Here is a 13,550-nt window from a genome sequence, read left to right as displayed (position 1 = left end):
AAGGATAGTTATTTGTTCGACTTCGATATGCTGGGCCTTGCGCCTGCCCTGAACGACGCGCTGCAACGCGCCAATTTCACCCAACCGACCCCGATCCAGAACCAGGCGATCCCGCTGGCCCTGAACGGCCACGACATTCTTGGCCTCGCGCAAACCGGCACCGGCAAAACGCTGGCTTTCGGTCTGCCGCTGATCGACCACCTGCTGGCCCAACCTGGCAAGCCCGCGCCAAAAACGGCCAAGGCCCTGATCCTTGCGCCCACGCGTGAGCTGGTGAACCAGATCGCGGACAGCCTGCGCAACCTGACCAAAAAGACCAAGATCCGTGTCGCTACTGTGGTCGGCGGGCAGTCGATCAACAAACAGGTCATGTTCCTGTCACGCGGGACCGACATTCTTGTTGCTACACCGGGCCGCCTGATCGACTTGATGGAGCGTGGCGCGGTTAATCTGGGTTCAGTCAAGCACCTCGTGTTGGATGAAGCCGACCAGATGCTCGACATGGGCTTCATCCACGCTCTACGCCGCATCGCACCAGAACTTGGCACGCCACGCCAGACCATGCTGTTCTCGGCCACCATGCCGAAGCAAATGGAAGAGCTCAGCCGCGCTTACCTGACCAACCCGCAACGGGTGCAGGTCTCGCCCCCCGGTAAAGCAGCCGACAAGATCACCCAATCGATCCACTTCGTTGAAAAACCTGCAAAGCCCGCCAAGCTGCGCGAGATTCTCTCGGCAGATATGGACGCGCTGACGTTGGTCTTCTCTCGCACCAAACACGGGGCCGAAAAGCTGATGAAGGGGCTGGTCGCGGATGGGTTCAACGCTGCTTCGATCCACGGCAACAAAAGCCAGGGCCAGCGCGACCGCGCCATCAAGGCCTTCCGCGCCGGTGAGGTGAACGTTCTCGTCGCTACCGACGTCGCCGCGCGCGGCATCGACATTCCCGGCGTGGCCTATGTGATCAACTACGACCTGCCCGAAGTGCCCGACAATTATGTCCACCGCATCGGCCGCACGGCTCGCGCAGGCCGCGAGGGTGAGGCCATCGCCTTCTGCTCGGCGGAAGAGGTCGACCTGCTGCTTCAGATTCAGAAGCTGATGAAGATCGAAATCCCGGTCGCCAGCGGCGAGATGCCTGAAGCAATCTCACCAAAGAAAACCCCGCGCCGCCCAAGCAACCGCCGTCGCGGCCCGAAACCTCAGCATTCGGGCGCACCCAAACCCGGCGGTCAGAAACGTCGCCGCCCGCGTCGCGCCAAGGCGGCCTGAATAAAGAACGGCCCGGTCTCTTGACCGGGCCGTTTCGTTATTGGGGCTGTGAATTCAAGTTGTACAAGTCGGACAACATGCCGTTTCAAACCTGTACAACTCGGAAGATCAGATCAGTTCCCTGAATTCCGCTCCGCCTCGATCTCGCGCCATTTGGCGACGTTGCGATTGTGTTCATCCAGGGTTTCGGCAAAGGCATGGCCCCCGGTCCCGTCCGCAACGAAGAACACAAAATCGGTTTCATCCGGAGCCACCGCAGCCTCAAGACTCGCAAGCCCCGGATTGGCGATCGGGGTTGGAGGCAACCCTTCGATAACATAGGTGTTCCATGGCGTTGCACGGCGCAGCTCACTCCGCCGCAGACCACGGCCCAACGTGCCCTGCCCTTTGGTCACGCCATAGATCACGGTCGGGTCTGTCTGCAGCCTCATCCCCTGATTCAGGCGGTTCACAAAGACGCTGGCCACCTGGCCACGCTCATCCGGCACACCGGTTTCTTTTTCGATGATCGACGCCAGGATCAGCATCTCTTCGGGGCTGCCCAAGGGTAGTCCGTCCTGACGCCCTTCCCATGCGGCATTGATCCTAAGCTGCTGTTTTTCCTGCATATCCGCAAGGATTTCATTCCGATCCTCACCGGGCCTGACCTCATAACTGTCAGGCGCCAGCATCCCTTCGGCGGGCAGCTCGGCCACCTCACCGGTCAGCAAATCCATCGCCTTCAGCGACTCAACAACCTGCCAACTGGTGACACCCTCGGCCAAAGAAACCCGATAGCGTGTATCCGCCTCACCACGCTTCTCTGCGTAGACTTCGGGCGCGTCCTCTTCGCCGATCACAAAGGATGCAACCTCATCAAAGTCCAAGGTCGCTGGGTTTAGTTCACGCACACGGGTCTGCATGCGCGTCACACCGATGCGGTATTCGATCTCGGTCCCGCAGGTGCTGGCGCCACTATGGGTGATATCATCGATGATCTGCTCCATCGACGACCCTTCACGCACCAGAAAGCTGCCCGCTTTCAATTGTTGAGATTTTTCTGTGTAATCAGAGGCTAAGCGGAAAATCAGCCCACTGCTGATCGCTCCCTGATCCTCCAGATCACGGCTGACGCGCGTCATGTTGGACCCAGGCTTAACCTGCAGGCAGATCGCGGTTTCCAGCGGACCCGAGGACTTATATTGCGACTGCCCCCAAATGACGACACCGCCAATCAGGAACAGCCCAACGATCAGAACAGTCAGCGCATTCGAGGCCAGAGCCCGCCACATTTAGCTGACCTTTCCGAAGATCACACTGGCATTGGTGCCGCCAAATCCGAACGAATTCGACAGGGCCACGTTGATCTCACGCTCTCGTTTCGCATTCGGGGCCAGATCGATCGGAGTCTCAACCGCAGGATTGTCCAGATTGATGGTCGGCGGAGCAACCTGATCGCGGATCGCAAGGATCGAAAAGATCGCCTCAATCGCGCCAGCGGCCCCCAGCAGGTGCCCGGTTGCAGATTTGGTCGAGGTCATGGTCGCATTGCTGGCATGATCCCCCAACAGACGCTCGACCGCGCCCAATTCAATGGTATCCGCCATGGTCGAGGTGCCATGCGCGTTGATGTAATCCAGATCTTTCGGTTCCAGCCCGGCGCTTCGCAATGCGGCTTTCATCGAGCGTTCAGCTCCGTCGCCATCCTCGGACGGTGCAGTGATGTGATAGGCGTCACCCGACATGCCATAGCCAAGAACCTCGGCATAGATCTTGGCACCACGCGCCTTGGCGTGTTCATAGTCTTCCAGAACAACGATGCCCGCACCCTCGCCCATGACAAAGCCGTCACGGTCAACGTCATAAGGCCGGCTCGCCTTTTTCGGATCGTCCGCATATTTGGTCGACAGCGCCTTACAGGCGTTGAAACCCGCAATGCCGATTTCGCAGATGCAGCCCTCGCCACCGCCTGCGATCATCACGTCGGCGTCTCCGGCACGGATGATGCGGCTAGCGTCGCCTATCGCATGGGCACCGGTCGAACATGCTGTCACAACCGAGTGGTTCGGCCCCTTGAAACCATGACGGATCGATACCTGACCCGAGGCCAGATTGATCAGAGCACCCGGAATAAAGAAGGGCGAGACCCTGCGCGGACCCTTGTCGCGGATCAGGTTCGCGGTGTTGGCAATCGAGCCAAGCCCACCGATCCCGGAACCGATCAGAACACCGGTGCGCAGCCGATCTTCCTCGTCTTCGGGCAGCCAGTCTGCATCCTTGCAGGCCATCTCGGCCGCCGCGATGGAATAGAGGATGAAATCTTCGATCTTGCGCTGCTCTTTCGGTGGCATCCAGTCGTCAGGGTTGAATGTCCCGTCGGTGCCATCACCGCGCGGCACTTCGCAGGCATAGGTCGTAGTGACCCCGCTTGCCTCGGCATCAAATTGCGTGATCGGGCCCGCGCCGGATTCTCCGTCCAGCAGCCGTGACCAGGTTTCCTCGACCCCACTGGCCAAAGGAGTGACCAATCCAAGACCGGTTACAACGACTCTGCGCATGAAATGCCTCTTGCCTGCTTCCTGTTATGAGAACCGCTCATACCCCGGCCCGGGGTGTGGGGGCAAGAGCAACGGCACATTCTGAACCGGCATCATATCGCCATTGCCGGATCAGAGCGTTTGCCAAGTGAGTTGAAATCGCCTCGAGTGCATATAAACCGCCTAGCCCTGCAAGACGTGCTAAGCGGTTTCACCTTGACTGTTTAGCTTACTGGAATTCCGCAACAGGCTCATGCGCCAGTTTCGCAACCTCGAGCGCGTCGGCCAAATCAACGGTCTTGCGGAACAACGCTCTGCCAACAATGGCACCCGAGATGTTCGAGATATAAGCCAGGCGCGAAATGTCGTCCGACGTACGTACAACACCGCTGGCGATGATCGGGGTGCGTGATTGTTCGGCCAAACCCGAGATCAACCCAAGCTGCGCCTCGACATCCTCCATATCGCTATCGATATCGGTGACCAGAATGGCCGCAAAGGGTGCGTCGGCGAAGGCTTCAATGAAGGCTTCCGGTGTAAACGCACTTTGGCTACGCCAGCCTTCGGTCATCACCTGACCCTGCCAAACATCCACCGCCAACACGATCTGATCGGGATAGAGCTTTGCCAGTTCTTTCACCAAAGTCGGGTCCCAGGCCGCAAGTGTGCCGATGACGATTCGACCAGCACCCTTGTTGATCCAGTATTCCACCTGCTCGCGTGTGCGCATGCCGCCCGCCAGTTGCACCGACATTTCACAGGATCGAATGATCTCTTCGACCAATTCAGAATTGGTGTCGTGACCTTCGATGGCGTCAAAATCTGTCAGTTGCATCCACTCGGCACCCGCCGCAGACCAACTGCGGGCAGTTTCAACCGGATTCACATGCCAGACCATCGCGTCATCCAGACGCCCCTTGTCCAGCGTCACGCACCGGCCGTTCTGCAACTCCATCGTGGGGTAAATCATCATGATCCATATCCTCCGCTGAATCATTCCGGAATTCCACGATAGCATAGAGTCTCAAATTGCCGCCTTATTTCACAAGATCGGCAAAGCTCGGTCATTTTGCGGCATCAGACGATTGGATGCGTTTCACACCCGTGCAGGGGGTCCATTTCGACGAAACAGATGAACTTGCTTTTCGCGGTATTCCGCCTCGCGCAGCAAGGTATATCCAAGCTTTTCGGCCAGCCGTTGTGAGGCTTCGTGATCCGCATCGATCAAGGCGACCAGCGGGCCGGGTATCACACGGTCAAACCAGTCATGCGCGGCCTGCACAGCCTCGCACCCGTATCCTTGCCCCTGCATCTCGGGTGCCAACACCCAACCGGCCTCGGGGAACCCATCAAAGTCGTCTCCAAGCCCGCGATTGCCGTAGAAGAACCCGGCCTGCCCGATCAAGGTACGATTCGATTGCAGCACGACACCCCATTGGCCAAACCCGGTCATCTGCCAATGTCCAGCATTGCGCAAAAACTTGTCCCACGCCTCGCCACGTGTCAGGGGGGTGCCGCCGATATGGCGCACAACATCTGGATCACGCCAAATCTCGGCGAAGCGGTTGAAATCTTCAGGGCGCATCGCACACAAGGTCAGACGCGCCGTATTGATCATCGGGGTGGATCTTATCATGCCCTTGCCCGCTCTGAATTTTATGCCTCAGACTGCAGAGTGCGAAGCACGGCCCACATATGGCAAGCATGAATTGTGGCGGGCACAAAAAAACGGCGCCTCCGTTGCCCGGAAGCGCCGCTTTTCTATCAGTCAGTTAAGCTTAGGAAGCTTCGCTGATGAACTTGACCGCGTCGCCAAACGTCTGGATGGTTTCGGCGGCGTCGTCCGGGATCTCGATGCCGAACTCTTCTTCGAATGCCATTACCAGCTCAACGGTGTCTAGGCTGTCTGCGCCCAGATCGTCGATGAACGAGGCGTTTTCAGCAACCTTGTCCTCTTCAACACCCAGGTGCTCAACAACGATCTTCTTTACGCGATCTGCGACGTCGCTCATGTCTATTCCTCATTTCATTTCAGGGCTGTCCGCCCGGTTCTGCCCTTGCCCGTTCGGGATGGACTTGTTTTGCCCTTTCCGGGCGGTTTGGGTCCCGGGTCCCCGGGAAATCAGAGAACCGGCCCTTGGACCGGTTCCTGCGCATATGCGCCGCCTATAACACAGACAACGCACAAGGCAAACGCTTTCGCATCCGCCCCGAATTGCGATTACAACATGGCCATACCGCCATTCACATGCAAGGTGCTTCCGGTCACATAACCCGCCTCGGGGCTGGCAAGGTACAGAACGGCTGCGGCGATTTCATGCGGATCGCCCATGCGACCGGCCGGAACCTTGAGCAACAGACCCTTCTTTTGTTCATCCGTCAGCTTTTCGGTCATGGCGGTGGTGATGAAACCCGGTGCCACCGCATTCACCGTAATACCACGGGTTGCAACCTCATGCGCCAGCGCCTTGGAAAAGCCGATCATACCGGCCTTGGATGCGGCATAGTTCGCCTGCCCCGGATTGCCGATCGCCGCCACTACGGATGAGACGTTCACGATCCGGCCCCAACGCGCCTTCATCATGCCGCGGATCACGCCTTTGCACAGCTTCATCGTGGCGGTCATGTTCACGTCGATCACGCTCTGCCACTCTTCATCCGACATGCGCATGAACAGGTTGTCGCGCGTGATGCCTGCGTTGTTGACCAGAATATCGACGGAACCCATCGCCTCGGCAGCCTGTTTCGGCAGGGCTTCGACGGCTTCGGGATCACTCAGGTTGCAAGGCAAGACATGTGCGCGCTCGCCAAGGCTGTCGGCCAGAGCTTGCAGCGGCTCGACGCGTGTTCCGGATAGGCCAACAGTGGCTCCGGCATCGTACAATGCGCGGGCGATATCGCCGCCGATGCCACCCGATGCGCCCGTGATCAGCGCATTCTTACCTGTCAAATCAAACATCAATGTTCCCTCTCTGGCCGCCGACACCGGCGACTGTTCTTTGTTCATGCGCCGGGGTTAACGGCTTTTTGCACGTCTTCGGGCGACCCAACGGCCGTGCAGGCCAAGGCACGATCGATCTTGCGGATCATACCCGACAGTGCTTTGCCAGCGCCGATCTCCCACGCCTCGGTCACACCCTGCGCAACCATGTACTGCACGCTTTCGCGCCACCGGACCGAGCCGGTGACCTGTTCCACCAGCAGTTGGCGGATCACATCCGGATCGTTCACAGCCTCAGCGCGCACATTGGCGATCAGTGGCACTGCGGGTGCCTTGATTTCCACAGAAGCCAAAGCCTCTGCCATTACATCTGCCGCAGGCTGCATCAGCGCACAGTGAAATGGAGCACTTACAGGCAACATAATTGCGCGTTTGGCCCCTTTTTCCTTCGCGATCTCGGCCGCACGCTCGACAGCGGCCTTCGCACCCGACACCACGACCTGCGTTGGGTCATTGTCATTGGCCGCCTGACAGACCTCGCCTTGCGCGGCTTCATCAGCGACCGCACGCACGGCCTCAAGGTCGAGCCCCAGGATGGCCGCCATTGCACCTTCACCGACCGGCACCGCGCTTTGCATCGCCTGTCCGCGTGTCCGCAACAGGCGCGCCGTATCAGCAACTGTCAGCGCTCCGGCTGCTGCTAAAGCCGAATATTCACCCAGCGAGTGCCCGGCCACATAAGACGCCATCGAGATTGAAGCTCCTTCAGCCTCGAGCGCACGCATCGCTGCCATCGAGGTTGCCATCAGCGCGGGCTGCGCATTTTGGGTGAGGGTCAGTTCCGCGATATCGCCTTCCCAGATCAGGTCACTCAGCTTTTCGCCCAAAGCCTCATCGACCTCATCGAATATGGCGCGGGCGGCTGGATAGGCTTCGGCCAGAGCTTTGCCCATTCCGATCGTTTGGGCGCCCTGCCCCGGGAAAACAAACGCGCGTGTCATTGGTGCCTCTTGCGTGACGTCAGGTTTCGGCGCGGTGTAAACTGACTGATCGCGCGGCACAAGCATTGCCTGCGTTCTGCATCAGGACACCTTTGATGTGCATTTCTCTGCCTTGTGTCCGCACAGCATCCATTTAACTTACCCACAACTCAGCAATGCGGAGAGCCCAGCAATGTCCCTGACAAACACCCACTCCAGCTATGGTGGTGTAACCAAAGCATTTCATTGGCTGACTGCCCTGCTGATCTTCACGGCTCTGCCTCTGGGTTGGTTCGCAAATGAACTGGCCCATGCGATATACGATCCGAACATCCCAACGACCGAAGAGGATATCGCCCGCGCGGCCCGCCTGTTTTCGCTGCATAAAACCGTTGGGGTCACTGTGTTCTTCGTGGCATTGGCCCGAATCCTCTGGGCCATGACGCAGAGCAAGCCGGGCCTGCTGAACGCCGACAACAAGCCCGAGGCCTTTGCGGCTGAAACCGTCCACTGGTTGCTGTACGGATCGCTGATGCTGGTCCCGCTCAGCGGCTGGGTTCACCATGCTGCAACCGATGGTTTTGCACCGATCCTTTGGCCGTTTGGCCAAAACCTGCCTCTCGTCCCAAAGTCAGCCTTCCTGGCCGAGATTACTGCGGCGCTACACTGGTTGTTTGTCTGGATTCTGGGCGTGTCGCTGGTACTGCACATCGCAGGCGCACTGAAACACCACGTGGTAGACAAAGACAGCACCCTGCGCCGCATGCTGCCGGGGCGGTCGGATGCGCCCGAACCACCAGAACAACACCATTCGGCCTTGCCTGCGTTTACCGCTTTGGCCGTCTGGTGCGTGGTGCTTATCGGAGGTTGGGTCACTGGTGAGTTTGACGATCACGGCCAATCTGCGGTGGACACAGCAGAGCTTGAAGAGGTCCAATCGGACTGGGAGGTCGAAGACGGCACCCTCTCGATCACGATCTCCCAACTGGGCAGCCCTGTGACAGGCAGTTTCGCAGATTGGACCGCTGCCATTGCATTTGAGGACCCAGCAGAACCGGGACTGGCAGGCACTGTTGATGTGACGATTGCCATCAACTCTCTCAGCCTCGGTACTGTGACCGAGCAGGCAATGGGCGCTGATTTCTTTGACAGTGCTCAGTTCCCGACAGCCCAATTCAAAGCTGATCTGTTCAAAACCGATGCGGGCTATGAAGCCCGCGGGCCTTTGACGATCCGGGATCAGTCTGTGGACGTCGTCTTGCCTTTCACCTTGGAGCTTGAGGGTGACACCGCGACCATATCAGGCGCGCTGGAGCTTAACCGCATGGATTTCAATGTTGGGACGTCGCAGCCGACCGAAGACTCACTGGGGTTCGCTGTCGCAGTCTCGGTTGAGCTAACGGCAGAACGCGACGAGGAATAGAGAAACCGCCGGAGGGTTTGCCTCCGGCGGTTAGAAATTCTGTTCAGGTCGGCTTAGTCGGCTTTCTGTGCCTCAACCGAAATCCGAACCTCAACCTCGTCACTCACGAACGGAGCGAACTGACCAAGGTCGAACTCGCTGCGCACCAGTGTGGTGGTTGCGTCAAAACCGGCCCATGGCTTGCCTGCCATCGGATGCTCGCCCACTTGATTCAGCTTGGCATCAAGAACAACGGATTTGGTCACGCCGTTCATTGTCAGATCGCCGGTGATATTGGCTGTGCCTTCGCCTGTAACTTCGATACCGGTCGAAGTAAAAGTGATCAGATCGCCTTCGGTAACGCCAAAGAAGTCTTCGGTCATGAAGTGATCTTCGCGTGGCTTCCAGCCGGTGAACATCTCAACGACTGGCATCGACACGCTCACGCTTGAAGCAGCCGGGTTTTCCTGATCGAACATGATCTCGCCCTCAAAGCCTGAGAACATGCCGTAAGTGGTCGAAAAACCAAGGTGGTTATAGTTGAAGATCACCTGGCTGTGGCTGGGGTCCAGTACGTATTTTTCTGCGCTGGCGAATGCTGTGGTCGCCGATACGGCCAGAGCAGCGGCAAGAAGGGTGGATTTCATGACAATCTCCGCAAATTTTGTGTTGGCAAACCGGGTGGGTTGCTCACAAACCAAAATGTGCCGCCCTAGGGCGGCACACAAGTATTTTTGATTCACAAACTCTGTTCCTTTTTGAACAGAATAAAATTCAGGCGAAAATTGTTACGTTTTGGCTGAGTTGACCTTTGAGCGCTGAGCTGACATCCGCTGACTCCAAAGGCAGCTTCATCAGCAGGCTGCCATCTACGTCGAATAGTTCGACCTGATCATCCACAAAACGTGCTCCACCCAGCGAGTCATAGCTGCGGCGCAATACTGTTTGCGGGCGGCCATTTTCGTTTTTCTGGAGAATGCGAACCTCACGACGGATCGGATCAAAATACGCATCTGGGCGCGGGTCCATCGTTTGGATGGTCAGCAGGCTGACACCAACGATCAGAAACATGAGTGACGCGACCAGCTTGATGGGCCAAACCTCGGCCCCCATCACAGCACCGGGCATCAGCCACATCGAAAAGGCGGATACGATCAGGAATGCACCCACGGCACGCAAAAGAACCATCCGGGCGCGCCAGTTCGGAGCGAAGGTAATTAGAACGGGTACGGATTTCTCAAATACCGCGCGGGGCGCTGTTTGTTCAAAAGTATTTGTGTTCATGACGGCCATTGTCTTGCCCTGTCTATGTTTTTCGGGTTGCCGGGTTCTCCCGACCTCGCAAACAACCTCGGGGTGAAAAGCGTCAGGAATTGGGCGCACCAGTGGAAATTGGGCGACTTCACAAGGGCATATGTGGCAGGGCTTGCCCCGCCGCCATAAACGTGTATACGGGGCCATCCTTCGCAGGAGTTATGAATCGCGCAGCCTCTCGTGGCAGGGTCGCGAAGGATCATCTGGCCCCGCCTTTGAAATGCGCCTTGATATAAACAGGAGTGCACATGCCACTGTATGAGCATGTAATGATCGCGCGTCAGGATCTGTCCAACGCGCAGGCAGAAAGCCTTGTCGAACATTTCGGCACCGTTCTGGCTGACAACGGCGGCAACGTCGTCGAAAGCGAGTACTGGGGCGTCAAGACGATGGCTTACAAGATCAACAAGAACCGCAAAGGCCACTATGCCTTCCTGAAAACCGATGCCCCTTCGGGTGCGGTTCAGGAAATGGAACGCCTGATGCGCCTGCATGACGATGTAATGCGCGTTCTGACCATCAAGGTCGACGAGCATGCCGAGGGCCCCTCGGTTCAGATGCAGAAGCGCGACGAGCGCGAAGGCCGCCGCGAGCGCCGCTGATCAACGCCTGACGAAAGGACATAAACCATGGCCGCAAAACCATTTTTCCGCCGCCGCAAGGTCTGCCCGTTCTCGGGTGAGAACGCGCCGAAAATCGACTACAAAGACACCCGTCTGCTGCAGCGCTACATCTCTGAGCGTGGCAAGATCGTACCTTCGCGCATCACCGCCGTTTCGGCGAAAAAGCAGCGTGAACTGGCCCGTGCTATCAAGCGCGCCCGCTTCCTCGCCCTGCTGCCCTACGCCGTGAAGTAAGGAGAGACTGACATGCAAGTTATCCTTCTGGAACGCGTTGCGAAACTGGGTCAGATGGGCGACGTCGTTGACGTTAAGCCCGGCTACGCCCGCAACTTCCTGCTGCCCCAAGGCAAAGCGCTGAGCGCGTCGAGTGCGAACATCGCCTCGTTCGAAGCCCAGAAAGCACAGCTTGAGGCGCGCAACCTGGAAACCAAGAAAGAAGCTGAAGCGCTGGCTGAAAAGCTGGACGGTCAGCAGTTCATCGTGATTCGCTCGGCATCGGATGCCGGCGCTCTGTACGGTTCGGTCACACCGCGTGACGCCGCAGATGCTGCGACCGAGGCTGGTTTCACTGTCGACAAGAAGCAAATCGTTCTGGTTGCTCCGATCAAGGAACTGGGTCTGCACGCGGTTGCCGTCAAGCTGCACCCCGAGGTCGAAGTCGAGATCAAGATGAACGTTGCTCGTTCGGAAGAAGAAGCCGAACTGCAAGCGTCGGGCAAATCGATCCAGGAACTGGCCGCTGAAGAAGAAGCAGCTGCTGAGTTCGAGATCGCCGAACTGTTCGACGACATCGGCTCGGCTGCGTCAGAGGACGAAGATCTTGTCGCCGAAGAAGCTCCGGCTGAGGAAGACGAAGCCAAAGCCTGATCTGGCAATACTTCAGAATGCGAAGGGCTGTGCTGTTGCGCAGCCCTTTTTCTTTTCGCGAGGCGACAGGCAAAATTTAGCCCGATTATACGCGTAGGCTTGCGGACAAGTCGCGGTTTCATATCATCACCGCTCGAAATCAGGAGTACTAGAATGACCCCCCTCCTTCGCCGCAGTGTATTAACCTTGATGCTATTGGCACCATTGGCCGCGTGTGGTGGCCCCGGATCGTCGGGTGGCGATGACTCATTTGATCCGCCGCTTTACCCGAATGAAACACCCGAGCTGCGCGCCTCGATCAATAAATGGGCCGATCACTACGAGCTTCCGCGCGAGTTGGTGCACAAGTTGGCGATCCGAGAAAGCACCCACAGGCCCTGGGCCGTAAACCGGCCCTACTATGGGTTGCTGCAAATCCTTCCGGCGACTGCGAGATCAATGGGGTATTCCGGAAACGCCGAAGGCTTGCTTGACGCGGATACAAATCTGGAGTTCGCCGGAAAATACTTGCGCGGTGCCTGGCTTTTGTCTGACGGGGATCAGCAGCGCGCCATCTTTCTCTACGCCAAAGGCTATTGGCCCGAGGCAAAGGCCCGCGGCATGTTGGTTGAAACTGGTCTGGTTTCTGCCACAGAATAGGCATGTTTACTTCGCAATCGTCGCGTAATGCACACACATAATCATCATAATGCCACGGCGAATCCCATGACCCACTGCACAACCATGACGTTAACACCCTGCGGCGGTGCGTTATTGTGTGTCTGAAAGGCACAATTGCCTATAAAAGGCAGACATTTCCCACATCTTCTTGTCTTAACAGGCGAAATGTGATGTGCTGCTTGACGTCAGGGAAGACTGTACCATTTTCCTGGCCAAGGGGATCCGCCCGCTCACTCGGGTCTAACTGGTCGTTACCGTATGGATATTGTTGATCTCAGCACCCTTCCCGAACAGGACTCTCGCTATGATGAGTTCCTGCAGCAGGTCTGTGACAAATACGAAATGGACCATGCGGCCTATGCTGGTATGAACCCGGCCGCGGGAACGATCCATGGCCATGTGACCTATGGTGACGACTGGAAAAATCACTATCAAGAGCAAGGTTTGCACTTGATTGATCCTACCCTGCACATGGTTCAACGCAGCATCGCCCCAGTCGATTGGAGCCGCCTTGAGCGTGGCAAGGATTTCCAGCGCGTATTCCGTGATGCGCATGATTTTGGAATACCTGATCAAGGGGTTACCATCCCAGTCAGGGGCCCATATGGCGACATCGGTCTTCTAAGCGCCACACGGGATTGCAGCCGCGAAGAATGGAAGAAGCTGGTTCCAAATGTGATCAGCGACCTGCAATCTCTAGCCGTGCACATCCATGACAACGTCATGACGTCGGATACGATCAGCCGGATGCTGTATCACCCGACCCTCTCCAGCCGCGAGTTGGAGATTTTGCAATGGGCCGCAGCGGGCAAATCCCAACAGGATATTGGCGATATTTTGTCTATTTCGCACCGCACGGTTGAGGTGCACTTGCGTTCTTCGCGCGAAAAGCTTAATGCACTCACGACTCCTCAGGCAGTCGGTCGCGCCATCGGAATCGGGCTAATCTACCCAGGTTAAAGCCAAATTCTTCCG

The 13,550-nt window shown here is 57.6% G+C and carries 16 protein-coding genes; 7 read left to right on the top strand and 9 right to left on the bottom strand.

What is annotated here, in order from left to right:
- Window positions 1–12: 12 nt before the first annotated feature.
- On the top strand, window positions 13–1,272 hold the full coding sequence (locus tag ACR0NN_RS13665; RefSeq protein ID WP_170724047.1) for a DEAD/DEAH box helicase: 1,260 nt from the start codon (window positions 13–15) through the stop codon (window positions 1,270–1,272).
- A gap of 113 nt (window positions 1,273–1,385) precedes the next feature.
- Here the strand turns inward: ACR0NN_RS13665 and mltG are convergent, their stop codons facing one another.
- The 7 genes from mltG to fabD all read right to left on the bottom strand — a co-directional run bounded on the left by mltG (window position 1,386) and on the right by fabD (window position 7,730).
- Window positions 1,386–2,543, bottom strand: coding sequence for an endolytic transglycosylase MltG (gene mltG, locus ACR0NN_RS13660; RefSeq protein WP_170724046.1), 1,158 nt, complete (start codon window positions 2,541–2,543; stop codon window positions 1,386–1,388).
- A complete protein-coding gene (fabF, locus tag ACR0NN_RS13655; protein ID WP_170724045.1) occupies window positions 2,544–3,809 on the bottom strand; it encodes a beta-ketoacyl-ACP synthase II in 1,266 nt (421 codons plus the stop codon).
- A gap of 208 nt (window positions 3,810–4,017) precedes the next feature.
- The gene (locus ACR0NN_RS13650) at window positions 4,018–4,761 is read right to left on the bottom strand and encodes a 1-(5-phosphoribosyl)-5-[(5-phosphoribosylamino)methylideneamino] imidazole-4-carboxamide isomerase (protein ID WP_170724044.1); all 744 of its coding nucleotides are present in this window, start codon (window positions 4,759–4,761) and stop codon (window positions 4,018–4,020) included.
- A 123-nt stretch (window positions 4,762–4,884) separates the two neighbouring features.
- Window positions 4,885–5,424, bottom strand: a complete 540-nt coding sequence (locus ACR0NN_RS13645) for a GNAT family N-acetyltransferase (protein WP_170724043.1) — start codon at window positions 5,422–5,424, stop codon at window positions 4,885–4,887.
- 142 nt (window positions 5,425–5,566) lie between these two features.
- On the bottom strand, window positions 5,567–5,800 hold the full coding sequence (locus ACR0NN_RS13640) for an acyl carrier protein (RefSeq protein ID WP_008756330.1): 234 nt from the start codon (window positions 5,798–5,800) through the stop codon (window positions 5,567–5,569).
- A 209-nt stretch (window positions 5,801–6,009) separates the two neighbouring features.
- Window positions 6,010–6,747: a 3-oxoacyl-[acyl-carrier-protein] reductase gene (fabG, locus tag ACR0NN_RS13635; RefSeq protein ID WP_170686171.1), complete on the bottom strand. Its 738-nt coding sequence runs from the start codon at window positions 6,745–6,747 to the stop codon at window positions 6,010–6,012.
- Between the two features lie 44 nt (window positions 6,748–6,791).
- A complete protein-coding gene (gene fabD / locus ACR0NN_RS13630) occupies window positions 6,792–7,730 on the bottom strand; it encodes an ACP S-malonyltransferase (RefSeq protein ID WP_170724042.1) in 939 nt (312 codons plus the stop codon).
- A gap of 172 nt (window positions 7,731–7,902) precedes the next feature.
- Here fabD and ACR0NN_RS13625 point away from each other — a divergent pair, with 172 nt between their 5' ends.
- Window positions 7,903–9,132 carry a cytochrome b/b6 domain-containing protein gene (locus tag ACR0NN_RS13625; RefSeq protein ID WP_170724041.1) on the top strand — a complete coding sequence of 410 codons (1,230 nt, stop codon included), beginning with the start codon at window positions 7,903–7,905 and terminating at the stop codon, window positions 9,130–9,132.
- A gap of 53 nt (window positions 9,133–9,185) precedes the next feature.
- Here ACR0NN_RS13625 and ACR0NN_RS13620 read toward each other — a convergent pair whose 3' ends face one another.
- Window positions 9,186–9,758, bottom strand: coding sequence for a YceI family protein (locus tag ACR0NN_RS13620; RefSeq protein ID WP_170724040.1), 573 nt, complete (start codon window positions 9,756–9,758; stop codon window positions 9,186–9,188).
- 127 nt (window positions 9,759–9,885) lie between these two features.
- The gene (locus ACR0NN_RS13615; protein ID WP_170724039.1) at window positions 9,886–10,404 is read right to left on the bottom strand and encodes a hypothetical protein; all 519 of its coding nucleotides are present in this window, start codon (window positions 10,402–10,404) and stop codon (window positions 9,886–9,888) included.
- Window positions 10,405–10,673: 269 nt separating this feature from the next.
- On the opposite strand from ACR0NN_RS13615, the gene rpsF reads away from it, so the two are divergent.
- From rpsF to ACR0NN_RS13590, 5 genes are all read left to right on the top strand, one after another.
- A complete protein-coding gene (gene rpsF / locus ACR0NN_RS13610; protein ID WP_068332653.1) occupies window positions 10,674–11,027 on the top strand; it encodes a 30S ribosomal protein S6 in 354 nt (117 codons plus the stop codon).
- 27 nt (window positions 11,028–11,054) lie between these two features.
- Entirely contained in the window at window positions 11,055–11,282 is a 228-nt protein-coding gene (rpsR, locus tag ACR0NN_RS13605; protein WP_005608650.1) for a 30S ribosomal protein S18, read from the top strand.
- A 12-nt stretch (window positions 11,283–11,294) separates the two neighbouring features.
- Complete coding sequence (rplI, locus tag ACR0NN_RS13600; protein ID WP_170724038.1) at window positions 11,295–11,915, top strand: 50S ribosomal protein L9; 621 nt, start codon at window positions 11,295–11,297, stop codon at window positions 11,913–11,915.
- Between the two features lie 189 nt (window positions 11,916–12,104).
- A complete protein-coding gene (locus ACR0NN_RS13595) occupies window positions 12,105–12,554 on the top strand; it encodes a lytic transglycosylase domain-containing protein (RefSeq protein ID WP_170724255.1) in 450 nt (149 codons plus the stop codon).
- Between the two features lie 279 nt (window positions 12,555–12,833).
- Window positions 12,834–13,535, top strand: a complete 702-nt coding sequence (locus ACR0NN_RS13590) for a LuxR family transcriptional regulator (RefSeq protein WP_170686177.1) — start codon at window positions 12,834–12,836, stop codon at window positions 13,533–13,535.
- Window positions 13,536–13,550 lie beyond the last annotated feature (15 nt).

It is taken from the genome of Ruegeria sp. BA2 (assembly GCF_056539605.1).
The sequence above is the reverse complement of the archived record's forward strand: the minus strand, read 5'-3'. Positions and strand labels throughout refer to the sequence as shown.

Coding starts and splice junctions, on each gene's coding strand:
- rpsR (WP_005608650.1), top strand. CDS start 11,055: ATGGCCGCAAAACCATTTTTCCGCCGCCGCAAGGTCTGCCCGTTCTCG.
- ACR0NN_RS13615 (WP_170724039.1), bottom strand. CDS start 10,404: ATGGCCGTCATGAACACAAATACTTTTGAACAAACAGCGCCCCGCGCG.
- ACR0NN_RS13650 (WP_170724044.1), bottom strand. CDS start 4,761: ATGATGATTTACCCCACGATGGAGTTGCAGAACGGCCGGTGCGTGACG.
- ACR0NN_RS13620 (WP_170724040.1), bottom strand. CDS start 9,758: ATGAAATCCACCCTTCTTGCCGCTGCTCTGGCCGTATCGGCGACCACA.
- fabD (WP_170724042.1), bottom strand. CDS start 7,730: ATGACACGCGCGTTTGTTTTCCCGGGGCAGGGCGCCCAAACGATCGGA.
- ACR0NN_RS13595 (WP_170724255.1), top strand. CDS start 12,105: ATGCTATTGGCACCATTGGCCGCGTGTGGTGGCCCCGGATCGTCGGGT.
- rpsF (WP_068332653.1), top strand. CDS start 10,674: ATGCCACTGTATGAGCATGTAATGATCGCGCGTCAGGATCTGTCCAAC.
- rplI (WP_170724038.1), top strand. CDS start 11,295: ATGCAAGTTATCCTTCTGGAACGCGTTGCGAAACTGGGTCAGATGGGC.
- ACR0NN_RS13640 (WP_008756330.1), bottom strand. CDS start 5,800: ATGAGCGACGTCGCAGATCGCGTAAAGAAGATCGTTGTTGAGCACCTG.
- fabF (WP_170724045.1), bottom strand. CDS start 3,809: ATGCGCAGAGTCGTTGTAACCGGTCTTGGATTGGTCACTCCTTTGGCC.
- mltG (WP_170724046.1), bottom strand. CDS start 2,543: ATGTGGCGGGCTCTGGCCTCGAATGCGCTGACTGTTCTGATCGTTGGG.
- ACR0NN_RS13625 (WP_170724041.1), top strand. CDS start 7,903: ATGTCCCTGACAAACACCCACTCCAGCTATGGTGGTGTAACCAAAGCA.
- ACR0NN_RS13645 (WP_170724043.1), bottom strand. CDS start 5,424: ATGATAAGATCCACCCCGATGATCAATACGGCGCGTCTGACCTTGTGT.
- fabG (WP_170686171.1), bottom strand. CDS start 6,747: ATGTTTGATTTGACAGGTAAGAATGCGCTGATCACGGGCGCATCGGGT.
- ACR0NN_RS13590 (WP_170686177.1), top strand. CDS start 12,834: ATGGATATTGTTGATCTCAGCACCCTTCCCGAACAGGACTCTCGCTAT.